Origin of the sequence: Bradyrhizobium sp. SZCCHNRI3052 (assembly GCF_032484895.1) — a bacterium.
Taxonomy (GTDB): domain Bacteria; phylum Pseudomonadota; class Alphaproteobacteria; order Rhizobiales; family Xanthobacteraceae; genus Bradyrhizobium.
Map to the genome: position 1 here is coordinate 726,566 of NZ_JAUETW010000001.1, position 15,620 is coordinate 742,185.

Annotated in this window: 19 protein-coding genes; 10 read left to right on the forward strand and 9 right to left on the reverse strand. The window is 65.4% G+C overall.

The genetic code is table 11. From position 1 onward, the window contains the following. Window positions 1-142 precede the first annotated feature (142 nt). Complete coding sequence (locus tag QW887_RS03450) at window positions 143-1,285, reverse strand: OpgC domain-containing protein (protein WP_315712065.1); 1,143 nt, start codon at window positions 1,283-1,285, stop codon at window positions 143-145. Window positions 1,286-1,507: 222 nt separating this feature from the next. Here QW887_RS03450 and QW887_RS03455 point away from each other — a divergent pair, with 222 nt between their 5' ends. Further along, on the forward strand, window positions 1,508-1,813 hold the full coding sequence (locus QW887_RS03455) for an ETC complex I subunit (RefSeq protein ID WP_315751632.1): 306 nt from the start codon (window positions 1,508-1,510) through the stop codon (window positions 1,811-1,813). 24 nt (window positions 1,814-1,837) lie between these two features. Here QW887_RS03455 and QW887_RS03460 read toward each other — a convergent pair whose 3' ends face one another. Both QW887_RS03460 and QW887_RS03465 read right to left on the reverse strand, forming a co-directional pair. After that, window positions 1,838-2,326 (reverse strand): Lrp/AsnC family transcriptional regulator, encoded by a 489-nt coding sequence (locus tag QW887_RS03460; RefSeq protein WP_316174022.1) that lies wholly within the window; start codon window positions 2,324-2,326, stop codon window positions 1,838-1,840. Window positions 2,327-2,339: 13 nt separating this feature from the next. Further along, window positions 2,340-2,984, reverse strand: coding sequence for a TetR/AcrR family transcriptional regulator (locus QW887_RS03465; protein ID WP_316194175.1), 645 nt, complete (start codon window positions 2,982-2,984; stop codon window positions 2,340-2,342). Window positions 2,985-3,311: 327 nt separating this feature from the next. Here QW887_RS03465 and QW887_RS03470 point away from each other — a divergent pair, with 327 nt between their 5' ends. Genes QW887_RS03470 through QW887_RS03480 form a run of 3 tightly spaced genes read left to right on the forward strand, consistent with a single transcriptional unit; the run spans window position 3,312 to window position 7,859 of the window. Then, window positions 3,312-4,919: a carboxyl transferase domain-containing protein gene (locus tag QW887_RS03470; RefSeq protein WP_315712061.1), complete on the forward strand. Its 1,608-nt coding sequence runs from the start codon at window positions 3,312-3,314 to the stop codon at window positions 4,917-4,919. A 2-nt stretch (window positions 4,920-4,921) separates the two neighbouring features. Further along, window positions 4,922-6,925, forward strand: a complete 2,004-nt coding sequence (locus QW887_RS03475) for an acetyl/propionyl/methylcrotonyl-CoA carboxylase subunit alpha (protein ID WP_316194176.1) — start codon at window positions 4,922-4,924, stop codon at window positions 6,923-6,925. Between the two features lie 22 nt (window positions 6,926-6,947). After that, window positions 6,948-7,859, forward strand: coding sequence for a hydroxymethylglutaryl-CoA lyase (locus tag QW887_RS03480; RefSeq protein ID WP_315712059.1), 912 nt, complete (start codon window positions 6,948-6,950; stop codon window positions 7,857-7,859). Window positions 7,860-7,937: 78 nt separating this feature from the next. On the opposite strand, the gene QW887_RS03485 is transcribed toward QW887_RS03480, so the two are convergent. The 3 genes from QW887_RS03485 to dctP are packed head-to-tail and all read right to left on the reverse strand — an operon-like array spanning window position 7,938 to window position 10,864. Beyond that, complete coding sequence (locus QW887_RS03485; protein WP_315712058.1) at window positions 7,938-9,296, reverse strand: TRAP transporter large permease; 1,359 nt, start codon at window positions 9,294-9,296, stop codon at window positions 7,938-7,940. Continuing rightward, entirely contained in the window at window positions 9,293-9,838 is a 546-nt protein-coding gene (locus QW887_RS03490; protein ID WP_315712056.1) for a TRAP transporter small permease, read from the reverse strand. The genes QW887_RS03485 and QW887_RS03490 overlap by 4 nt, the downstream gene beginning before the upstream one ends. Before the next feature lie 3 nt (window positions 9,839-9,841). Further along, window positions 9,842-10,864 carry a TRAP transporter substrate-binding protein DctP gene (gene dctP, locus QW887_RS03495; protein ID WP_315712055.1) on the reverse strand — a complete coding sequence of 341 codons (1,023 nt, stop codon included), beginning with the start codon at window positions 10,862-10,864 and terminating at the stop codon, window positions 9,842-9,844. Between the two features lie 362 nt (window positions 10,865-11,226). Between dctP and QW887_RS03500 the strand changes: the two genes are divergently transcribed. Further along, complete coding sequence (locus QW887_RS03500; RefSeq protein ID WP_315712053.1) at window positions 11,227-11,466, forward strand: pentapeptide MXKDX repeat protein; 240 nt, start codon at window positions 11,227-11,229, stop codon at window positions 11,464-11,466. Between the two features lie 119 nt (window positions 11,467-11,585). Here the strand turns inward: QW887_RS03500 and QW887_RS03505 are convergent, their stop codons facing one another. Then, window positions 11,586-11,939 carry a DUF6481 family protein gene (locus QW887_RS03505; RefSeq protein ID WP_315712052.1) on the reverse strand — a complete coding sequence of 118 codons (354 nt, stop codon included), beginning with the start codon at window positions 11,937-11,939 and terminating at the stop codon, window positions 11,586-11,588. Between the two features lie 323 nt (window positions 11,940-12,262). Here QW887_RS03505 and QW887_RS03510 point away from each other — a divergent pair, with 323 nt between their 5' ends. The 5 genes from QW887_RS03510 (at window position 12,263) to QW887_RS03530 (ending at window position 14,638) form a co-directional block, all read left to right on the forward strand. After that, the gene (locus QW887_RS03510) at window positions 12,263-12,508 is read left to right on the forward strand and encodes a hypothetical protein (RefSeq protein ID WP_315712050.1); all 246 of its coding nucleotides are present in this window, start codon (window positions 12,263-12,265) and stop codon (window positions 12,506-12,508) included. A gap of 11 nt (window positions 12,509-12,519) precedes the next feature. Further along, window positions 12,520-12,690: a hypothetical protein gene (locus tag QW887_RS03515; protein WP_315751625.1), complete on the forward strand. Its 171-nt coding sequence runs from the start codon at window positions 12,520-12,522 to the stop codon at window positions 12,688-12,690. A gap of 279 nt (window positions 12,691-12,969) precedes the next feature. Continuing rightward, the gene (locus tag QW887_RS03520; protein WP_410052599.1) at window positions 12,970-13,854 is read left to right on the forward strand and encodes a hypothetical protein; all 885 of its coding nucleotides are present in this window, start codon (window positions 12,970-12,972) and stop codon (window positions 13,852-13,854) included. A 155-nt stretch (window positions 13,855-14,009) separates the two neighbouring features. Next, on the forward strand, window positions 14,010-14,396 hold the full coding sequence (locus QW887_RS03525; RefSeq protein ID WP_315712048.1) for an NUDIX hydrolase: 387 nt from the start codon (window positions 14,010-14,012) through the stop codon (window positions 14,394-14,396). Window positions 14,397-14,443: 47 nt separating this feature from the next. Continuing rightward, the gene (locus tag QW887_RS03530) at window positions 14,444-14,638 is read left to right on the forward strand and encodes a hypothetical protein (protein ID WP_315712046.1); all 195 of its coding nucleotides are present in this window, start codon (window positions 14,444-14,446) and stop codon (window positions 14,636-14,638) included. A 12-nt stretch (window positions 14,639-14,650) separates the two neighbouring features. On the opposite strand, the gene QW887_RS03535 is transcribed toward QW887_RS03530, so the two are convergent. Both QW887_RS03535 and QW887_RS03540 read right to left on the reverse strand, forming a co-directional pair. Continuing rightward, window positions 14,651-15,079 carry a group II truncated hemoglobin gene (locus tag QW887_RS03535; RefSeq protein ID WP_315712045.1) on the reverse strand — a complete coding sequence of 143 codons (429 nt, stop codon included), beginning with the start codon at window positions 15,077-15,079 and terminating at the stop codon, window positions 14,651-14,653. A 95-nt stretch (window positions 15,080-15,174) separates the two neighbouring features. Beyond that, on the reverse strand, window positions 15,175-15,588 hold the full coding sequence (locus QW887_RS03540; RefSeq protein ID WP_315712626.1) for a response regulator: 414 nt from the start codon (window positions 15,586-15,588) through the stop codon (window positions 15,175-15,177). Window positions 15,589-15,620 lie beyond the last annotated feature (32 nt).

Sequence of the window (15,620 nt, forward strand, 5' to 3'; positions counted from 1 at the left end):
GGCGGCCTTGCGCGTTCGCCATGGAACGCGCGCCGCGGAAGGCGGCACCCGTTGTGAAGCAAACCTTAGCGAGCCCGATCGTGGCCGGCTTGATGCAGGTCAACGGACGCGGGGACCCCCCCGCGCCCATGATGCGCGGGGTTTACTTCGGCGCAGGCGGCTTCGGCAGCGGCTTGTCCTGCCGCTTCGACCAGGAGATGTAGTAGGCCACGGTGGTCATGATCGCGATGCCCGCCGCGCTGACGAGGATCTGCGCCAGCAGCGAACCTGAGCTCAGCATCAGGGTGAAGTGGCCGATGAAGGACAGGAACACGCCGACGCAGAACACCGCCAGCGACTGTTGGCCGCAGACGATGAGGGGATCGAACGCCTTCCACTCCAGGCCCGGCCATTCCTTCGGCACGAACCGGATGACCAAAATGACGATCACCACGAAATGCAGGAAGCGGTACGGCGCGAGATTGGTCTTGTCGTTGGGATTGAACGCCGAATAGAGCCAGTTCGGAAACATCGATCCGAGCTCGGGGAAGCGGCCGGCCATCGTCATGACCAGCGCGAGCACCATATAGGCGATGCAGAAATACAGCGTGGCCGGCGCCATGATGATGCCCATCGAGCGGCGGGCGCCGCCGAGCGCGCACCACGAGCCGAACACGAACAGCACCTGCCAGCAATACGGATTGAAGTACCAGGTGCCCGCCGGATAGGCCGCAAAATTCCAGCCCATCTGTCGCGCCACGAGCCAAAGCACGATCGAGGCGATCATGGTCAGGTCGGGCTGGCGCAGCATCATCCACAGCACCGGCGGGAAGAAGCCCATCAGCACGATGTAGAGCGGCAGCACGTCGAGATTGACCGGCTTGAACTTCAGGATCAGTCCCTGGGCCAGCGTATCGCTGGCGTGGTCGACGAGGCCTGCGACGTTGAACTCGTCGATGATCTCGGAGACGCCGAACCGCGTCGCCAGATAGCTGATGGCCACGATATAAATCACGAACAGCACGATGTGGGCGACGTAGAGCTGCCACACCCGCTTGAACAGCCGGGTGGCGCCGACGATGAAGCCGCGGTCGATCATCATGCGCGCATAGACGAACGAGGCGGTATAGCCGGAGATGAACACGAACAGGTCGGCGGCGTCGCTGAAGCCGTAATTCCGCGTGGTGATCCAGTTCACCACATTGTCCGGGATGTGATCGAGAAAGATCGCCCAGTTGGCGATTCCGCGAAACAGGTCGAGCCGAAGGTCGCGCCCTCGCTCGGGCAGCGTGGCATTGATTTTCATGGCCGCTTCAACGCACTGTTTTGAATGGAAAGCGTTCGGGGAGCAGAGGCGCCGTGGCAGTCGACCGAGATTGTCACGGGACGGCAGAATGACTATACGGGGCACGATAGACGGTCATGTCCAGGATGGGAATCACCGTTCCGTGCCGACGCTTGCCTGTACCCCATCCCGGCCGTTTCCGCCAAACGCATGACGACGCAGCTTCCAGGGGCTCTTCCAGCCATGACCGCACGCATTTTCAAGCCCGCCAAGAACGCGATGCAATCGGGCAAGGCCAAGACCCGGGACTGGCAGTTGGATTATGAGCCGGAGCAGCCGCGTTCGGTCGAGCCGCTGATGGGCTGGACGTCCTCCTCGGACATGAAGCAGCAGGTCACCTTGCGCTTCGACACCAAGGACGAGGCGATCGCCTATTGCGAGCGCAAGGGCATTCCCTATCAGGTGATCGAGCCGAAGGAGCCGGTGAAGCGGCAGATCGCCTATGCCGACAATTTCTCGTTCCGCCGCGGCGAGCCCTGGACGCATTGAGGGGCCGGCCCGGCCGTCGTCCGTTCACCCTGTTTGAGGCGGCCCGCCGGGGTTGGGCAGCGGCGCGTCCTTGGACAGGCCGAGCACCGGGAAGCTCCTGATGGCCCGGACGCCGGGCAGGGCGGCGAACTGGCGGAGCTGGCGGCTCATGCCTTCGACCCCGGTCGACACGCATTTCAGCAGAAAATCCGCATCTCCCGACAGCCGCCAGCATTGCTGGACCCAGGGCAACGTCACGATCGCGGCCTCGAACGATTCCAGCGCCGTCTGGTGCTGGCTGTCGAGCTGAATCGACACGAACGCGACCACCTCATAGCCCAGCGACCGTTCATCGACGCTGGCGCGGATGGACTTGATCACGCCGCTGCTGCGCAGCGTCCGCACCCGGCGCAGGCAGTTCGGATGCGAGATCCCCACCCGGTCGGCGAGCTCGTTCATGCGGATCCGGCCATCCGCCTGGAGCTCCGCCAGGATCCTGCGATCGATCGCGTCGAGCTCCGGGCTGCCAGCCATCGGCGCGGCCCGTTCAGCCGGTCGGGTGATCAGGCCGGCCACCGCCGGCCTGATCGGTCCCGACGGTGCGCGGCATGACGCCGGAGAGCACGAGCTTCTCGTGGGCCGCGATGATCGCCTCCCTGGTGAGCCGGCCGCCAGGACGGTACCAGCTGCACAGCCCGGTCAGGAGCGCGATGATGGCAAAGGTCGCGACCTGGATGTCGTCGACGTCGAACACGCCTTGCGCCACACCGTCGCCGAGGATGTCGGCCAGCCGGCGCTCATAGGCGCCGCGCAGCGCCACCACCGCCTCATAGTTGCGGGGATCGAGGCTGCGCAGCTCCGAATTGGCGATGAAGACCTCGCGCTTCCGGGTCATGTGATAGCTGACGTGGAAGGCGACGAACGCCCGCAGGCGTTCGACGGGGCCATGGGTGTCGCGCAGCGCTTGGTCGAGCTCGCGCAGGAGATTGTTGATGTGGTCCTGGATCAGCTCCGCCAGCAGCTCCTGCTTGGTGCTGATGTGATTGTAGAGCGAGCCTGGCTGGATGCCGACCTCGGCGGCGAGCTGGCGGAGGCTCATGGCCTCATAGCCGTGCTGGAAGATCAGCCGCAGGCCGGCCTTGCGGATCGCCTCCATCGTCGTCGGACCATGTGACCCGATCGTGCGCGCCATCTCGTCCTCGCTGGACCGTCCCGGTGCCGATCGCGGCGGATCCGCCTCGGGAGGGGCCCCGTAGTGAAGTCTGAAAATTCCGTGGTCTCAAGCAAATGCTGCTCACCCCGGACCCTACAACAATCCGCTTGAGAATAGAATTTAAAAACGTATGATCGTTTAATTCGAGAAGGACGGACGGCCGCAGACCGGGCCGCCGACGGGCAGGGAGGACAGCATGCGGGCAAAGATGGTACACCCGGGCTCTCAGCGGCCTGAACGGCCGCGACCGCTCTGACGCGTGCTCCCACGGCTTCCCCCTCCAGCCTCGCAACGAAGACGCCGGTCATGACGCTTCACTCCACGATCGATCCATCGTCCTCCGATTTCGCCCGCAATGCCGACGCCATGCGCGCGCTGGTCGCCGACCTCAGGACGAAGCTGGGGCAGGTCGCCGAGGGCGGCGGCGAGGCCTCGCGCAAGCGGCACCTGTCGCGCGGCAAGATGCTGGCGCGTCAGCGTGTGGACCTGCTGCTCGACCCTGGAACGGCGTTCCTGGAGCTGTCGCCATTGGCCGCGCACGGGCTCTATGGCGGCGACGTCCATTCGGCGAGCATCGTCACCGGCATCGGCCGCATTGCCGGCCGCGAATGCGTCGTCGTCGCCAACGACGCCACCATCAAGGGCGGCACCTACTACCCGATGACGGTGAAGAAGCACCTGCGCGCCCAGGACATCGCGCGGCAGAACAACCTTCCCTGCGTCTACATGGTCGATTCCGGGGGCGCGTTCCTGCCGCTGCAGGACGAGATCTTCCCGGACGAGCGGCATTTCGGCCGCATCTTCTACAATCAGGCGCAGATGTCGGCGCAAGGCATCCCGCAGATCGCGATCGTGATGGGCTCGTGCACCGCCGGCGGCGCCTATGTGCCGGCGATGTCGGACGAGAGCATCATCGTGCGCAATCAGGGCACGATTTTTCTTGGCGGCCCGCCGCTGGTGAAGGCGGCGACCGGCGAGGTCGTCACGGCCGAGGAACTGGGCGGCGCCGACGTGCATTCACGCCAGTCGGGCGTCACCGATCACTACGCACAGAACGACGCCCATGCGATCGGCATCGCGCGTCGCATCGTCGGCACGCTGAAGCCGCCGGGCGCGCGCAGCGCGCTGAACATGCGCGAGGTGCGCGAGCCGCGCTATGCGGCGGAAGAGATCTACGGCGTCGTGCCGGTCGACGGCCGCAAGCCGTTCGACGTGCGCGACATCATCGCGCGGGTGGTCGACGGCTCGGAGTTCGACGAGTTCAAGAAGCTCTACGGCCAGACGCTGGTGTGCGGCTTCGCCCACATCTGGGGCCATCCGGTCGGCATCATCGCCAACAACGGCATCCTGTTCAGCGAGAGCTCGCTGAAGGGTGCGCATTTCATCGAACTGTGCTGCCAGCGCAACATTCCGCTGGTGTTCCTGCAGAACATCACCGGCTTCATGGTCGGCAAGAAATACGAGGCCGGCGGCATCGCCCGCGACGGCGCCAAGCTGGTGACTGCGGTCGCGACCGCGTCGGTTCCCAAGTTCACCGTGGTGATCGGCGGCTCCTACGGCGCCGGCAATTACGGCATGTGCGGCCGCGCCTATGCGCCGCGTTTCCTCTGGATGTGGCCGAACGCGCGCATCTCGGTGATGGGCGGCGAGCAGGCCGCGATGGTGCTGAGCCAGGTCCGCCGCGACGGCATCGAGGCCAAGGGCGAGAGCTGGCCTGCGGAAGAGGAAGAGAAATTCCGGAGCCCCATCCGTGCGCAATACGAGGCCCAGGGCAATCCCTACTACGCGACGGCGCGGCTGTGGGACGACGGCGTGATCGATCCCGCCGATACCCGCCTTGTGCTCGGGCTCGGATTGTCTGCCGCCGCCAATGCCCCGGTCGAGCCGACCAAATTCGGCCTGTTCAGGATGTGATCATGGCTCGTCCCGGATTGTATCGTCGTTTTCGCAAGCTCCTGATCGCCAACCGCGGCGAGATCGCCGTGCGCGTCATCCGCACGGCACGCGCGATGGGATTGAAGACCGTCGCGGTCTACTCCGAGGCGGATCGAAACGCGCTGCATGTCGCGCTCGCCGACGAGGCGGTGCTGCTCGGCCCCGCACGCGCCCGCGATTCCTATCTTAACATCGAGCGCTTGATCGAGGCTGCGAGGCAGACAGGCGCCGAGGCGGTTCATCCCGGCTATGGCTTCCTGTCCGAGAGCGCCGAATTCGCGCAGACCTGTCTCGACGCGGGCCTGGTGTTCGTCGGGCCGACGGCCGCGATGATCACCGCGATGGGTTCCAAGTCCGGCTCCAAATTCCTGATGGAGCAGGCCGGCGTGCCGCTGGTGCCCGGCTATCACGGCGAGGCGCAGGACGAGGCGACGCTCGCCAATGAAGCCGCGCGGATCGGCTTTCCCGTTCTGATCAAGGCCTCCGCCGGTGGCGGCGGCCGCGGCATGCGCGTGGTCAATGCAGCCGGCGATCTCGCTGATGCCGTCACCAGCGCCAAGCGCGAGGCCAAGGCGGCGTTTGGCGACGACCGTGTGCTGATCGAGAAATTCGTCCAGAACCCGCGCCACATCGAGGTGCAGATCATCGGCGACAGCCACGGCAATCTGGTGTCGCTGTTCGAGCGCGAATGCACCTTGCAGCGTCGGCACCAGAAGGTGATCGAGGAGGCGCCGTCGCCGACGCTGACGCCGGAGCAGCGGGAGACGGTCTGCGCCGCGGCGCGTCGCGCGGCCGGCGCGGTCAACTATGTCGGGGCGGGCACCATCGAGTTCGTCTCCGACGGCCGCGACGTGTTCTTCATAGAGATGAACACGCGCCTGCAGGTCGAGCATCCCGTCACCGAGTTGATCACCGGCGTCGATCTCGTCGAATGGCAGTTGCGCGTCGCCTTCGGCGAAGCGCTGCCGCTGACGCAGGACCAGATCCGCTTGCATGGCCATGCCATCGAGGCACGCGTGTACGCGGAGAATCCCGCCAAGAATTTCATGCCCTCAGTCGGCACGATCAAGACCTGGCGGTTTCCCGCTGAAACCGGCGGCCTGCGCATCGATGCCGGCTATCGCGAGAGGGATGTGGTCTCGCCCTATTACGACGCGATGCTCGCCAAGATGATCGCCTGGGCGCCGACCCGCGAGGTCGCGATCGAGCGGCTCAACCGCGGCCTTGAGGACACCGACGTCCGAGGCATCGTCAGCAACATCCCGTTCCTGTCGTCGCTGCTAACGCATCCCGACGTCGTGGCCAACGCGATCGACACCGGTTTCATCGAGCGCCATCTGACACATCTGACCCAGTCGGGGGCGGTGGCCGGCGACCTGGAGCTCAGTGCCGCCGTCGCGGCCATTCTCATCGGCGAGCAGACCGCGGCCAAGGAGCAAGGCTCGCCGTGGCGCGCATCCGGTTGGATGCCGGTGGGACTGCGGCAGCGCGTGTTCTCGTTCCGCCAAAGCGCGGCGAATGAACCGCGGACCGCCACGCTGGCCTATGGTCCCAGCGTGCAGCGCCTGTCGATCGAGGGCCGTGAGACCCCGTTCTCGGCACTTCCGACTGATGACGGCGGCTTCGACCTTGTGTGCGACGGCGTCAAATCCCATGTGGTGGCCGTCATCGAGGGCCATGAGCTGTACCTGCGGACCCGCAACGGCCGTTTCGATCTGCATTGGATCGATCCGTTCGGCGGTGACGACGAGGAGCAGGCCGGCGAGGACAAGATCGTGGCGCCGTTGCCGGGGACCGTCGTGGCGCTGCTTGCGCAGGAAGGCGCCGTCCTGGAGAAGGGTGCGGCGATCCTGACGCTCGAAGTCATGAAGATGGAGCAGACCCTGCGAGCGCCGTTCGCAGGCCGGCTCAAGGCGATCAAGTGCAAGGTCGGCGACATCGTGCAGGAAGGCGTCGAACTGGCGGACCTCGAACCGTCCGCCTGATCCTCGAACCGAAGAGGTCGGCATGAGCGAGAGCGTGCGCATCATCGAAATGGGCCCGCGGGACGGCCTGCAGAACGAGAAGATGTCGATCAGCGTCGCCGATCGCATCGCCTTCATCCGCGCGCTGGTCGCGGCGGGCCTGACCACGGTCGAGGTCGGCGCCTTCGTCTCGCCCAAGGCGATCCCGCAGATGGTGGGCTCGGACGAGGTCATGCGCAGCGTGGCTGCGCTACCCGGCGAATTCCATGTGCTGGTGCCCAACGTGAAGGGCTATGAGGCCGCGCGCGCCGCCGGCGCCAAGGTGATTTCCGTGTTCACTGCGGCCTCCGAGAGCTTCTCCCGCGCCAACATCAACTGTTCGATCGCGGAGTCGCTGGAGCGCTTCAAGCCGGTGATCGCCCACGCCAGGACCGACGGCATCAGGGTGCGCGGCTACGTCTCCTGCGCGCTGGGCTGCCCGTATGAGGGCGAGATCAAGCCGCAGGCCGTAGCCGGCGTGGCCAAGGCGCTGTGGGATCTGGGCTGCTACGAGGTCTCGCTGGGTGACACGATCGGTGTCGGGACGCCGCTCAAGGCAAAGCAGATGCTGCGCGCCGTCTGCGACGACGTGCCGGTGACGCATCTGGCGATGCATTTCCACGACACCTACGGCCAGGCGCTGGCCAATCTCTATGCGGGCATGGAGGAGGGCGTCCGCGTCATCGATGCCGCGGCCGGCGGCCTCGGCGGCTGCCCGTTCGCGCCGGGCGCGACTGGCAACGTCGCGACCGAGGACGTCGTCTACATGCTCGAAGGCATGGGCATCGGCACCGGCGTCGACATGACGAAACTGCTGGCCGCCACCAACGACATGAGCCGGCTGCTCGGTCGGCCACCCGTGAGCCGTGTTGCAGCGGCGCTGAACGCGAAGAACATGCGAGCAGCAAATGGCTGAAGGGGCGAATAGCGAGTAGGGAAAGGCAGACTCGCCGTATTCCCTATTCGCCACTCCCTATTCGCCATTCGCCGCGTGTCAGCGGCTGAGATCCGGCCCCATCACGAGATCCGGCAGCGCCGTCGAGATCTGCGGCACGAAGCAGAGCAGCAGCACGGCGGCCATCATCAGCAGGACGAACGGCAGCGTGCCCCAGATCACCTCGCGCAGCGGGATGTCCGGCGCGACGTTCCTGATGACGAAGATGTTCAGACCCACCGGCGGGTGAATCAGGCCCATCTCCATCACGATCGTCATCACCACGCCGAACCAGATGATGTCGAAGTTTGCTGCCCGCAGAGGCGGGAGGATGATCGGGGCAGTCATCAGGATGATCGATACCGGCGGCAGGAAGAAGCCGAGCACGACCACCATCAGCAGGATCGCGAACAACAGTTCCCAGCGCGGCAGGTGCATCGCCACGATGGACTCCGCAACCGACTGCGAGATGTGCAGGTAGCTCATCACGTAGGAGTACAGCAGCGACATGCCGATGATCAGCATCAGCATGGTCGATTCGCGCAGCGTCGCCTTCATGATGGGCGCGAGATCGGCCGGGCTCCAGACGCGGTAGATGATCGCGATCAGCACGAGCGCGAGGATGCCACCGAGACCGGCTGTTTCCGATGGCGTGGCGAGGCCGCCATAGAGCGCGACCATGACGCCGGTCAGCAGCAGCACGAACGGAATCACGCGTGGCAGCACGGAGAAGCGCTGCGCCATCGTAAAATCGTCCTTGGTCAGGATGTCCGACCACGCGCCCGATTTCTCATAGACGGCTTTCGCGCGCGCATATTCCTGCCGGAAGCGCACCACCGAATAGACGCCGAACAGGGTCACCAGCAGCAGCCCGGGGCCGATACCGGCCAGGAACAGCCGTCCCAGCGATTTCTCCGCTGCGATCGCGAACAGGATCATCGTAATCGAGGGCGGCAGCAGAATGCCGAGCGTGCCGCCGGCCGCGATGATGCCGGCGGCGAAGCCGCCGGAATAGCCGCGCTTGCGCATCTCGGGAATTCCGGCCGAGCCGATCGCCGAGCAGGTCGCGGGGGATGACCCCGCCATCGCCGCGAACAGCGCGCAGGCGAACACGTTGGCGACGCCCAATCCGCCGGGCACGCGATGCAGCCACGCATGCAGCGCCGAGTAGAGGTCCTGGCCTGCGCGGGAGCGGCCGATCGCCGCGCCCTTGAGGATGAACAGCGGGATCGATAGCAGCGTGATCGACGCCATTTCCTCGTAGACGTTCTGCGTGACCGTATCGAGCGACGCGGCAGGCATGTAGATGGCCATGAACACGACGGCCACGGCGCCGAGCGCGAACGCGATCGGCATGCCCGCGAACATCGCAAACAGGGTCGAGAGTCCGTAGGCAACCCCAATTCCGAACACGCTCATCGACGCGCTCCGGTCATCGGAGCCACGATCTGCAGCAGCATCTGCAGGCACAGCAGGGTCATCCCGGCGGCCATCAGGCCGTAAGGAATCGCCAGCGGCGGCGACCACATCGAATTCGAGACCTGACCATCGACCCAGGCCTCATGTGTCAGGGTCCAGGATTTCCAAGTGAAGAAGGCACAAAACAAAAAGCTCGCGACGTCGACCAGCCAGAGCCTGATCTTGTTGGCGAGCGGCGACATCAGCCCAACGAAGGCTTCGATGCTGACGTGGCCGCGATGCTCCTGCACATAGGCCGCAGTCATGAAGGTGGCGCCGACGAGCAAGAACACGGCGGCTTCGTCCTGCCAGTAGTTGGCGGCCTTGAACAGTGCACGGCCCGCCACGCTGTAGCTCAGGATGAGGCAGGCCGCGACCAGTGCGAACGCGGCCAGAACCACGATGATGCGATTGAGCAGCGAGACAACACGCTGGAGCGGCGCCAGCGGACCGCTGGCGCCGATGGCTGTCGTGGCCTCGGTATCGATAACGGGCGCGTGCATCAATCAGGCCGCGACGTCGGAAGCGAGCTTGAGGAGCTTGGCGCAGTTCGCAGACTTGCCGCCATAGTCCTTCCAGGCCGTGTCACGGGCAATGTCGCGCCATTTGTTGACGGTCTGGACATCGAGCTCCACAACCTTCGCGCCCGCCTTTTCGTAGACCTTGGCAACTTCGATGTCGTCGTCCTGCGCGCCCTTGCGCCCGAACGCCTCCATCTCCGCGCCGACCGCGAGGAGGATGTCCTGCTGGTTCTTCGGCAACTTGTCGAACGAGGCCTTGGACATCATCAGCGGCTCGAGCATGAACCAGTACGACGCCTTGGCGCCGGAGGTCAGGGCCTTCGACACTTCCTCCAGGCGGAACGAGATCAGGCTGGTCGACGAGGTGATGCCGGCATCGCAGGCGCCGGTCTGCATCGCGGTGTAGATTTCGTTCGATGGCACCGACAGCACCGAGGCGCCGGCGGTCTGCAGCACCATGTCCATCTCGCGCGAGCCGCCGCGCACCTTCATGCCCTTGGCGTCCTCCGGCGTCACCAGCGGCCGAGATCGGCTGGCAACGCCGCCCGCCTGCCAGACCCAGGTCAGCAGGATGATGCCCTTGTCGGCCAGAAAATCGCTCAGCGTCTTGCCGACCGGCTCATTCTTCCAGCGCATGCCCTGGTCGTAGGTCGTGACCAGACCCGGCATCAGCGCGATGTTGGTCTCAGGCACTTCGCCGCCGGCGTAAGGCATCGGATAGAGGCTGATGTCGAGCGCGCCCTTCCGCATGGCCGAGAACTGCGCGACGGTCTTGATGAGCGAGGAGTTGGGATAGATCTCGGTCGCGATCTCGCCGCCGGAGCGCTTCGCAACCTCCTCGGAGAACACCCGGCAGAGCCGGTCGCGGAAATCGCCCTTGTCGATGGTGCCGCCGGGAAACTGGTGAGAGATCTTCAGCGTCGTTGCTGCGTGGGCCGTACCGGTTCCAAAACGCAGCATGGCCGGCGCAGCGAGCGCGGATGCGATGACATGACGGCGTGTGAGCATGAGATTTCCCCTGAACAACTTCTGGTTGGGTTCCCGACCCGGTTCGTTGGCGTGACTTATACCAGCCAATCTGTCGAGCTTACCTCTAGCCGAACTAGACAGTTCGTTCGAGGCCAAATGCATGGGAAGCGACATATTGCTGCGGCGCACGTACCGGCCTGTGAATCCCTTGCGCGGTTGTACTAACATGATCTTGCCGGGCAAAATTGTGTCCTCGATTCCGGAACGGGACGCATTCGAGTCAAATTTGATCGAACAAAATTCTCGCCCGCGCTCGTAACAATCGCCTTCATCGGAACGTCGATATCCAAGAACGGCGCGTCCGTCGCCGTCGAACCCCGTCATACGAAGGAGCGATCATCATGACCAATCGTAGCCGCCTCATCCTCGGTATCTCCGCTGCCGCCCTCGCGTTCAACGTGGCCGTCGCGCCGGCGGCCTTCGCGGAAGACAAGATGAGCAAGGACGATGGGATGAAAAAGGGCGCGATGTCCCACGACGGCATGAAGAGGGACTCGATGGCGAAAGACGCCATGAAGAAGGACGATGCCATGTCCAAGGACGGGATGAAGAAGGACGACGGCATGATGAAGAAGAACTAGCTCGTCTCGCACGGCATCGTGCGATGGGACGACCGTATCAGTCCCATCGCCGATGAATTGAGGAGTCGCGCGATGCCGGACGCGACGACGCGCAGGTCTGGTGGCGGCGGCGTCGCTGCTTACTTCTTCTTTCCACGGGCCTTGCGCGCGGCGTAGCGCGCATCACGCTTCGCCTTCTGCTCGGCTTCCATCTCGGCCAAGCGGGCGGCTTCTTCTTCCGCCTCGCGCGCAAGCCGGGCACTCTCGGCGGCCTTGGCCTCTTCCTCGAGACGCTGCTGCTCAGCCTTGGCGGCCTCGCGCTCCAATCGCTGCTGCTCGCGGCGGGCGGCGGCGGCCTCGCGCTCCTGCCGTCGCTTCACGACTTCGGGATCGTCCGGTCCCGGCTGCGATTTGAACTTCTGCACGATGCTCTGGCGGGCCTGCTGCGCGGCCTTCTGCCGATCGGCAAATCCAGGTTCCTTGAATCCTCTCATGGAGACGTCGTCACTTCGCTATTTGGGTGTTCGATCAGGGTGTGGTCGGTCAGGGGCTGCACGCGCCGCCAGGCAATTCTTCCACGAGATCGTGAACACGAGCGGAGGCCGACGCGAGCCCGTGTGTATAGGATCGCATGCGTCGATGACAAATGCTTTATCGCCGCTCCTCCACATCCGTCCTGCCTGGCGCTTGCATGGCGCTCGCCGGAGGCTATGTAACCATCCCCGTCGCTGACGCAGGTCGGCCGGCCGTGAGTCGCTTCACGCCTCGCGGGCACCAGCGCACCGCCCGGGTGCGACATCCAACGGAGTTGACCGGCATGACCTCTGTTCGCCGCGGGCGCATGGCGCTCGGCCTCGCGCTCGTCGCTCTCGTGGTCAGCGCATGCGTGATGACGGCGGTCCTCGCCCGCCCGAGGCCCGTTTCGGCCGGTGTGCTGGGTTCCGAATGGGAATGCGGGCAGCTGTTCTGGGTGACGAGCTGTACCCGGATCGAATCGATCTCGCCGGCATCGCGCCAGCAGCAGCAACCGCACGGTGAGGCCGCTGGCCTGCGTGCCGCCTAGGCGCACCGGCGATGAGTACGCAGGGGCCGGATAGACGTGGCGCCGTGGCGGCACTCGTGTTCGCGGCGCTCGTCGTGGCCTTCGGCTTGTGGCTGGCCCGCAGCCTGACCTCCGCAAGCCGGATGCAGGACTGCCTGATGTCGGGACGAACCAACTGCAATGTGATCGTGCCCGACCGGTGACCGCCGATCTGCCCGTACCGGATCGGCAAGGCCGCGCCGGCGAGTTTGCATGATCGGAGCGGCGAATCAGCCGGCGTCTCGGTTAACCTGACGGCAGCAGGTTGACGGCAGCAGGTTGACTTGGCCGCAAAATCGTCGGGATTTTACCCGTTTGTCGCGCAAACTATGGTGTGTCCGGACCATCCACGCCGAAGCCGGCGATCCGGGATCATCAATCCGCATCACACCCCGCGTGCGCGGCAACCAGCGCAGACGGCGGGCGATCAAGGGTAGGGGAGAATGACGTTGTCCAACCAGAGCACACGGTGGCTGTCCGCGATCGTGATCCTGACCGCGGTCGTGATCCCCGCCCAAGCCTGGGCGCAAACCCCGGACCAGGCTGGTCCTGGCCCCGGGCATTCGCCCCAGGCCCGCCCGCCGGGTGTCATTCGCCAAGCGCCGACCCAGGGAGGGCAACCGGCCGGCCAGCCCCATGTCCAGATCCCGCGGCAAGCCGGCCCCATGGCCGGCCAGCCGCAGGGAGCACAGCCGGGCGCACCGCCGCGGGCTGCCGTTGGGCCTCAGGGACGTCCGCCGGGAGCCGGTCAGGGCTACGCAGCGGGCCACGGCCCGGGCCCTGGTCCGGCGATGGCCGGGCGGGGACCGGATGCGCGTTATGCGCACGGCCGGGTCGCGGTGCGCGACTATGGTGGGCAGTCTTATCGCGGCCGCGTCGGCTGGGAGGGTGGCCGATGGCGGCACGAGGTTCACAACGGCCGCCCAGGCTGGTGGTGGGACGTCGGCGGCGTCTGGTACTATTATCCCGAGCCCATGGAAGGGCCGCCGACCTACGTGTCGGAGGACTATGCTGACGATGTGGTCTATGCGCCGTCGGCGGCCTACGAGGCGCCCCCGCCGGTTGCCTACGAGCCGGCGCCGCCTCCGGCCGAAGTCGATCCGGGCGCTAGCGCGCTCGGGGGCGCGATCATCGGCGGGGTGCTCGGCGGTATCCTCACCGGCAAGGCGGGCGGTGCCGCGGCGGGCGCCGTGCTTGGTGGTGCCACCGGCGCGATCGCCGGCGCTACGGCTGCGGCGCGACCAGGCTACTATCTGTCGCAGGGCAATTGCTACTATCGATATCCGTCGGGAGAGTATGTGGCGGTCGATCCGCGCTCCTGCTACTGAGCGCTGCCGACGGTCGGAGCGCTGCAGTGAGCTTGGTTGGCCGCTGCGGAGCTCTGGCCGAATCTCCGCAAAGCTCCGGAGCGGGAGTTGGAGCGAATCTTGATAGACTCCACTTCATTGTTCGTCACTGTTCGAGAGGTGAGAGCTCCGGGGCCATGACCAAGGCGTCCAAGCTGGTTGCCGCCAAGGGCGGAAGGGTTCTCCTGGTCCGGCGCCGGGCCGACGGGCGCTGGATGTTTCCGGGTGGCCGCAAACGCGCGCAGGAGACGGCGAAGGACTGCCTGAAGCGCGAAATCAAGGAGGAGCTTCCCAAGCTCAAGCTCGGCCGGCTGCGGCTATGGAAGGAAGTCACCGCCAAAAACAAGCGCTCGGGTCGCAAGATGAGCGACGCCATCTTCATCGCCAAGCATGCCAAAGGGCGCCTGGAGATCGGAGACAAGAAGGAGATCGACCGCGCGGTGTGGCAAAAGCCCTACGGACTCAGCCTGACGCCGACGTCGCGCTACATCCGCGACCAGCTGTTTCCACGAAAGTCGGACTGAACCATCGTATGCTGGGAACATCCCGGCCGCTTGGGCGTTATCTGCCCATGCCTTACGATAGCACAGACAGACAGCCTCGCGTCCTCACGCCGGAAGAGCGTCGGGCGCGTGACGCCACCCGCAGGGCTGATGCCGAGCAGGCCATGCGCGATCACGAGGCGGCCCAGCGGGCCTTTTACGCCAACCGCGAGCGGCTCAGGGCCGAGCGTCTGGCGCGGGAGGCCGCCACCAAGTCGGGCTGACGGGTGTTCCTGTCAGCTCGCCTTGCGGCTCCGGAACGCGTTCGCCATCCGCAGGAACGCTTGATCCAGCAACGCATACATGTCGCCGGTGATGTCGCAATCGAACATCGCGCGGCGCATGCATGTCATCCACTCGTCGCGCTCGGCGTCGCCGATCGGATACGGACGGTGCGCGGACATGATGCAGCGATGTTCGGCCCGCTCGAAATAAAGCGCTGGCCCGCCCAGCCATCCACTGAGAAATTCGAACAGCAACTGCTTGATCGGACCGAGATCGGCGTCGTGCATCGCGCGGATGCGGCTGGCGCCGGGCTCCTGGTCCATGATGGTGTAAAAGCGCTCCGCCAGACGGCGCACGCCGGCTTCGCCGCCGACGAGCTCATAGGGCGTCGCCTCGTTCACAACTGCTTCTGCTTCGCTGGCCGAATTCGCTGCCGTCATCGCATCTCATTTCCGCTCGCCCCTCTGCAGCCAACAAGCGGCAGAGGTATGGCGCCTTGATCTGGATCAAGCGGGAAAACGAGCGTGCGTTCGGGCTAGCGGATGCTGGCTTTGACGAGGCGCTGCCGGTCGGTGTCGGCGGCGATCTGGCGCAGCGTCTGTCGGAGCAAAGCGAGGTCGACCGGCTTGGAGAACGGCGGATAGACGTTCAGGCCGAGGATCTTGCCGGCGCGGACCGTGACGTCGCGGGTCTGATCGTCGGAGCCGCTGATGATCAGCACCGGGGTGCGGGATTTGATGTCCGCCAACAGCTGCAACACCTCGGTGCCGGAGCGCTCGCCGAGATTCAGGTCGAGCGTGATGCATTCGAAATTGCGCCGGCGCAGCACGCTCATCGCGCCGTCGACCGAGTTCACGCCGGTCGTCGCAAAGCCTGCCTGCACGGCGATCTTGCGCAGGATCGACAGATGAACGTCGGCATCTTCGATCACGAGAAGTTCGTTCAGCATGGTCCCCGCGCGGCTGGTGTGTCGGCTACAGA

What these genes read in the sequence shown, in the direction of transcription:
- QW887_RS03510 (WP_315712050.1), top strand. Translation starts at nt 12,263, where the DNA reads ATGACCTCTGTTCGCCGCGGGCGCATGGCGCTCGGCCTCGCGCTCGTC.
- QW887_RS03485 (WP_315712058.1), bottom strand. Translation starts at nt 9,296, where the DNA reads ATGAGCGTGTTCGGAATTGGGGTTGCCTACGGACTCTCGACCCTGTTT.
- QW887_RS03535 (WP_315712045.1), bottom strand. Translation starts at nt 15,079, where the DNA reads ATGACGGCAGCGAATTCGGCCAGCGAAGCAGAAGCAGTTGTGAACGAG.
- QW887_RS03520 (WP_410052599.1), top strand. Translation starts at nt 12,970, where the DNA reads ATGACGTTGTCCAACCAGAGCACACGGTGGCTGTCCGCGATCGTGATC.
- QW887_RS03505 (WP_315712052.1), bottom strand. Translation starts at nt 11,939, where the DNA reads ATGAGAGGATTCAAGGAACCTGGATTTGCCGATCGGCAGAAGGCCGCG.
- QW887_RS03470 (WP_315712061.1), top strand. Translation starts at nt 3,312, where the DNA reads ATGACGCTTCACTCCACGATCGATCCATCGTCCTCCGATTTCGCCCGC.
- QW887_RS03500 (WP_315712053.1), top strand. Translation starts at nt 11,227, where the DNA reads ATGACCAATCGTAGCCGCCTCATCCTCGGTATCTCCGCTGCCGCCCTC.
- QW887_RS03460 (WP_316174022.1), bottom strand. Translation starts at nt 2,326, where the DNA reads ATGGCTGGCAGCCCGGAGCTCGACGCGATCGATCGCAGGATCCTGGCG.
- dctP (WP_315712055.1), bottom strand. Translation starts at nt 10,864, where the DNA reads ATGCTCACACGCCGTCATGTCATCGCATCCGCGCTCGCTGCGCCGGCC.
- QW887_RS03515 (WP_315751625.1), top strand. Translation starts at nt 12,520, where the DNA reads ATGAGTACGCAGGGGCCGGATAGACGTGGCGCCGTGGCGGCACTCGTG.
- QW887_RS03530 (WP_315712046.1), top strand. Translation starts at nt 14,444, where the DNA reads ATGCCTTACGATAGCACAGACAGACAGCCTCGCGTCCTCACGCCGGAA.
- QW887_RS03450 (WP_315712065.1), bottom strand. Translation starts at nt 1,285, where the DNA reads ATGAAAATCAATGCCACGCTGCCCGAGCGAGGGCGCGACCTTCGGCTC.
- QW887_RS03540 (WP_315712626.1), bottom strand. Translation starts at nt 15,588, where the DNA reads ATGCTGAACGAACTTCTCGTGATCGAAGATGCCGACGTTCATCTGTCG.
- QW887_RS03455 (WP_315751632.1), top strand. Translation starts at nt 1,508, where the DNA reads ATGACCGCACGCATTTTCAAGCCCGCCAAGAACGCGATGCAATCGGGC.
- QW887_RS03465 (WP_316194175.1), bottom strand. Translation starts at nt 2,984, where the DNA reads ATGGCGCGCACGATCGGGTCACATGGTCCGACGACGATGGAGGCGATC.
- QW887_RS03525 (WP_315712048.1), top strand. Translation starts at nt 14,010, where the DNA reads ATGACCAAGGCGTCCAAGCTGGTTGCCGCCAAGGGCGGAAGGGTTCTC.
- QW887_RS03490 (WP_315712056.1), bottom strand. Translation starts at nt 9,838, where the DNA reads ATGCACGCGCCCGTTATCGATACCGAGGCCACGACAGCCATCGGCGCC.
- QW887_RS03480 (WP_315712059.1), top strand. Translation starts at nt 6,948, where the DNA reads ATGAGCGAGAGCGTGCGCATCATCGAAATGGGCCCGCGGGACGGCCTG.
- QW887_RS03475 (WP_316194176.1), top strand. Translation starts at nt 4,922, where the DNA reads ATGGCTCGTCCCGGATTGTATCGTCGTTTTCGCAAGCTCCTGATCGCC.